3 protein-coding genes and 1 pseudogene are annotated in these 3583 nt (G+C 64.7%); all 4 read left to right on the top strand.

From position 1 onward, the window contains the following. Positions 1–145: pseudogene (locus tag R1101_RS31100) on the top strand (AraC family transcriptional regulator); the annotation flags it as partial. Next, a complete protein-coding gene (locus tag R1101_RS0118540) occupies positions 145–570 on the top strand; it encodes a hypothetical protein (protein WP_016934842.1) in 426 nt (141 codons plus the stop codon). The pseudogene R1101_RS31100 and the gene R1101_RS0118540, both read left to right, overlap by 1 nt. Positions 571–639: 69 nt before the next feature. Continuing rightward, positions 640–1383 (top strand): hypothetical protein, encoded by a 744-nt coding sequence (locus R1101_RS0118535; protein WP_016934841.1) that lies wholly within the window; start codon positions 640–642, stop codon positions 1381–1383. Beyond that, positions 1380–3542 carry an Rv1355c family protein gene (locus tag R1101_RS0118530; protein WP_016934840.1) on the top strand — a complete coding sequence of 721 codons (2163 nt, stop codon included), beginning with the start codon at positions 1380–1382 and terminating at the stop codon, positions 3540–3542. The genes R1101_RS0118535 and R1101_RS0118530 overlap by 4 nt, the downstream gene beginning before the upstream one ends. Positions 3543–3583 lie beyond the last annotated feature (41 nt).

Here is a 3583-nt window from a genome sequence, read left to right as displayed (position 1 = left end):
CGACGACCTGTGGCGGCAGATATGGGATGCCGAAGCGGAGGGGAGGATCATCCGAGCCTTCACCGGTGATTTCGAGTCCTATCCCCACGCATTCGGAATCGACCTGTACGTCGCGATCGTCGTTCCGGGACGCGGGGAGGAGTGATGACTTTCACCGTCGTGAAGGTGGGGCCCTGCCTCATGGGTGGGCTGGTGGTCCCAGGCGCCGAACCGGGTGTCTTCGGGGAATCGGGCAGTTTGACCGATTTCACGCTGGAACGGTTGCGTTCCCGGAAGATCCGCGACCTCGTCGCCGTATTCGTCTGCCATCCGCGGGCAGGGTGGTCCGCGGTCTTCGGGTATCGCCTGGATGATCCGGACGATCTTGTGATCGGAGATTCGATGGTCCGGCTCGGAGAGCGGTACGCAGCCCGCTTCGTGCCCGACGGTCCGTCGCCGGATCCCTACAAGGATCTATGGCGCCAAGTGGAGATGGCGGAGAAAGAAGGCGCCATCTCACGCACATACGACCAGGAAGTGGCCTACATACCGGAGCGGGGCGAACCCGAGTTGTACATCTCGGTGTTCTGAGAACGCCCGGCCACCGAGCGCGCATCCGTGTCGGGGGCGCTCGGTGGGACGCCGGGGGGAAAGGTCGACGTGGATCCCCAACCGCTGTTCGCGCACCACACGCTCCATTTCTGGGACGAAGACTCGGGATATCACTTCGTCGCCGCCTCACCGGAGAGTGAACCGGGATTGTGGTCGCAGTTCCTCGATGGTGCATATGACGCCTACCGGCGTTTCGACGTCGAAGTCGCTCTCGAATACGACCTGATCCGCGACGGAACGTCGACAGCGTTGTTCTTCGTTGCGGTCGCTGTCGACGGCACCGTGCACGGCGGATCACGCGCGCTCGGTCCGTATACGAGCGTGACCGAGTCGCATCCGTTCGTCGAATGGACGGATCCGGCCGCCCGGGCGGAGATCGCCCGCATCCTCGAGCCTTGTATTCCCCACGGTCTCGTCGAGGCCAAGACGGGTTGGGTGGCCGACGACGTTCCGCGGCGTCACGAACTGAGTGCGGGAGTGGCGCGCACGGCGACCTACTTCATGGAACTGCTCGGCGCCAGGTTCCTCCTCGGGACAGCTGCGGACAACGCGTTGGGGATGTGGCGGCGTGCGGAGGCTTGCGTCGTGGATGACGTTCCTCCCACTCCGTATCCGGATGATCGTTATCGCACACGGATGTTGTTGTGGGATCTCGCGTGCTGCGATGCGTCCAGAAGGAGCAGAGAAATCGAGAAACTCCTGTCTTCCCGCACGATCCCGGGGTGGTGGAACCTCTCACGGTCGCATCGGAGGATCGACGATCGGAGAGAATCGAACGGGGTGGTGCCGTGAGCGTCCGCGGACCGCGTTTCGAGGCAGTTCTCCTCGCGGAGGATTGCGACGAGGACATGGTCGAGTTCGAACGACTGCAGGGCCGGGGAATCACCCTCGAGGATCGACTCGACGAACAGCTCGCGGGTCTGGCGGCGCTCGGGTCCGGCGTCGACAACGACGGTGCGCCAGGCGAATATATCCACGACGAAGCCACCCGGTGGGCCTACTACCCCTGGCGCGGGATGGCGGTCCGGGTCCTCGGTCCTGCCGGTTTCGGCCGTCTCCGGCTCGACCGTAACCGCAACAAGATCACGGCGGAGGAACAGGCACGTCTCCGATCCGCCGCAGTCGGGGTGGTCGGGCTGAGTGTAGGGCACGCTGTGGCGTACACCTTGGCGTTGGAAGGTGCCTGCGGTGTACTGCGGCTCGCCGACCACGACATCCTGGAACTGTCCAACCTGAACAGGATTCCCGCCTCGGTCCTGGACCTCGGGGTGAACAAGGCTGTGATCGCCGCGCGGCGCATCGCAGAGCTGGACCCTTACCTGCCGGTCGAGGTGTGGACGGAGGGGGTGACGTCCGAGTCGGTCGAGGACTTCTTCGAAGGACTCGACCTGGTGATCGACGAGTGCGATTCGTTCGATGTGAAGTTGTCGATCCGGACGTGCGCGGCACGACGACGAATTCCCATCGTGATGCACACCAGCGATCGTGGGTTGCTCGACGTCGAGCGGTTCGATCTCGATGGCGAACGGCAACCGTTTCACGGGTTGCTCGGCGACCTCGATCCGGAGACGTTGCGAACGCTGTCGAATCGGGACAAAGTCCCGTACGTACTGAGATTGCTCGACGCGAAGCAGATCTCCGAACGGCTTGCAGCCTCACTTCTCGAGGTAGGGGAATCGCTGGAAGCGTGGCCACAACTCGGTGCAGACGTCGGTCTCGGTGGCGTCACCGTCGCGACTGCGGTACGCGGGATCGTCCTCGGCGGTTCCGTCGCCTCCGGTCGGTGCCGAGTCGACCTCGACCTTCGTCTCACCGTGCCCGAGCCACAGCTTCCGGTCCCGACGGAGCCGGAGACGACACAGCCGAACGAGAACCCTTGGTCGGATTCGGTCGCTGCAGTCGTCGACGCCGCGACCCGGGCACCGTCCGGAGGAAATTCGCAGCCGTGGACGATCGTCGTCGAACCCACACGGCTGACCTTCGCCCTCGCCACGGAACCCGAGCCGGTACTGATGGACCTGTATCGCCGAGGCAGTTGCGTTGCGCTCGGAGCGGCCCTCCACAATGCTCGAGTAGCCGCAGCCGCCCACGGAATTCTGGGTCCGCATACGGTGGTCGATGGTCCTGGCGAAGCTCGGCCGGGCATTCCGCTCGCCCAGCTCGAGCTGGGAACCGGTTCGGATCACGAACTCGCGGCGTTCTACAGACCGATGCTCGCCCGCGCCACCAACAGGTTCCCCAGTGAGGATCACACGATCACGCACGGCGAGCTCGAGTCGATGCACGCAGCCGCCGATCTCGTCGACGGACGCATCCGGATCCTCACAGGCAGCAACGATCTCGCCGCGATCGCAGAGATCTTGTCGGAGTCGGATCGCGTGCGGTATCTGGACAGGCCGCTCCGGACCGAGATGATCGGCGAACTGCGATGGCCGGGCGACTCCCACCCGGAAAGCGGAATCGAGGTGGTCTCTCTCGGACTCGACACAGCGGAGTCGGCCATGCTCGAGGTCGTACTGCGGCACGATGCTCTCGACCGGCTCGGGGAGTGGGGGCTCGGGGGTGGTCTCGGGAAGATGACCCGCGACCGAGTGCTGGGAAGCGCGGGACTCGTCGCAGTGTTCACCGAGAGGCGCTCGGGGGCGGACTACATCCGTGCCGGTGCGACCGTCGAGAGTGTGTGGATCGCGGCCCAGGCGGTCGGCTTGGCCGTTCAGCCCGTATCTCCGATCTTCCTGTATGCCGATACGCGAGCCGACTTCGAGCGATTGAGCCGTGACCATTCCGACGTTCTACAGGCGTTGCAGCGGAACTTCGCCGATATGCTGCAGGTGGACGAGGACGATGGGATCGCCCTCGTGTTGCGTATCGGCCGGACGTCTGCGGGCCCGGTCCGTAGCAGGCGTCGCGCCGATCGTGTCCTGCGCGCCGACGGACTTCTCCTGCGGTGAACCCGACGACGGAGACATCATGCCCGATGGCAAAAGGACCC

Source organism: Rhodococcus sp. R1101 (assembly GCF_000278445.1).
Classification (GTDB): domain Bacteria; phylum Actinomycetota; class Actinomycetes; order Mycobacteriales; family Mycobacteriaceae; genus Rhodococcus; species Rhodococcus gordoniae.
The sequence above is the reverse complement of the archived record's forward strand: the minus strand, read 5'-3'. Positions and strand labels throughout refer to the sequence as shown.

What these genes read in the sequence shown, in the direction of transcription:
- R1101_RS0118540 (WP_016934842.1), top strand. Translation starts at nt 145, where the DNA reads ATGACTTTCACCGTCGTGAAGGTGGGGCCCTGCCTCATGGGTGGGCTG.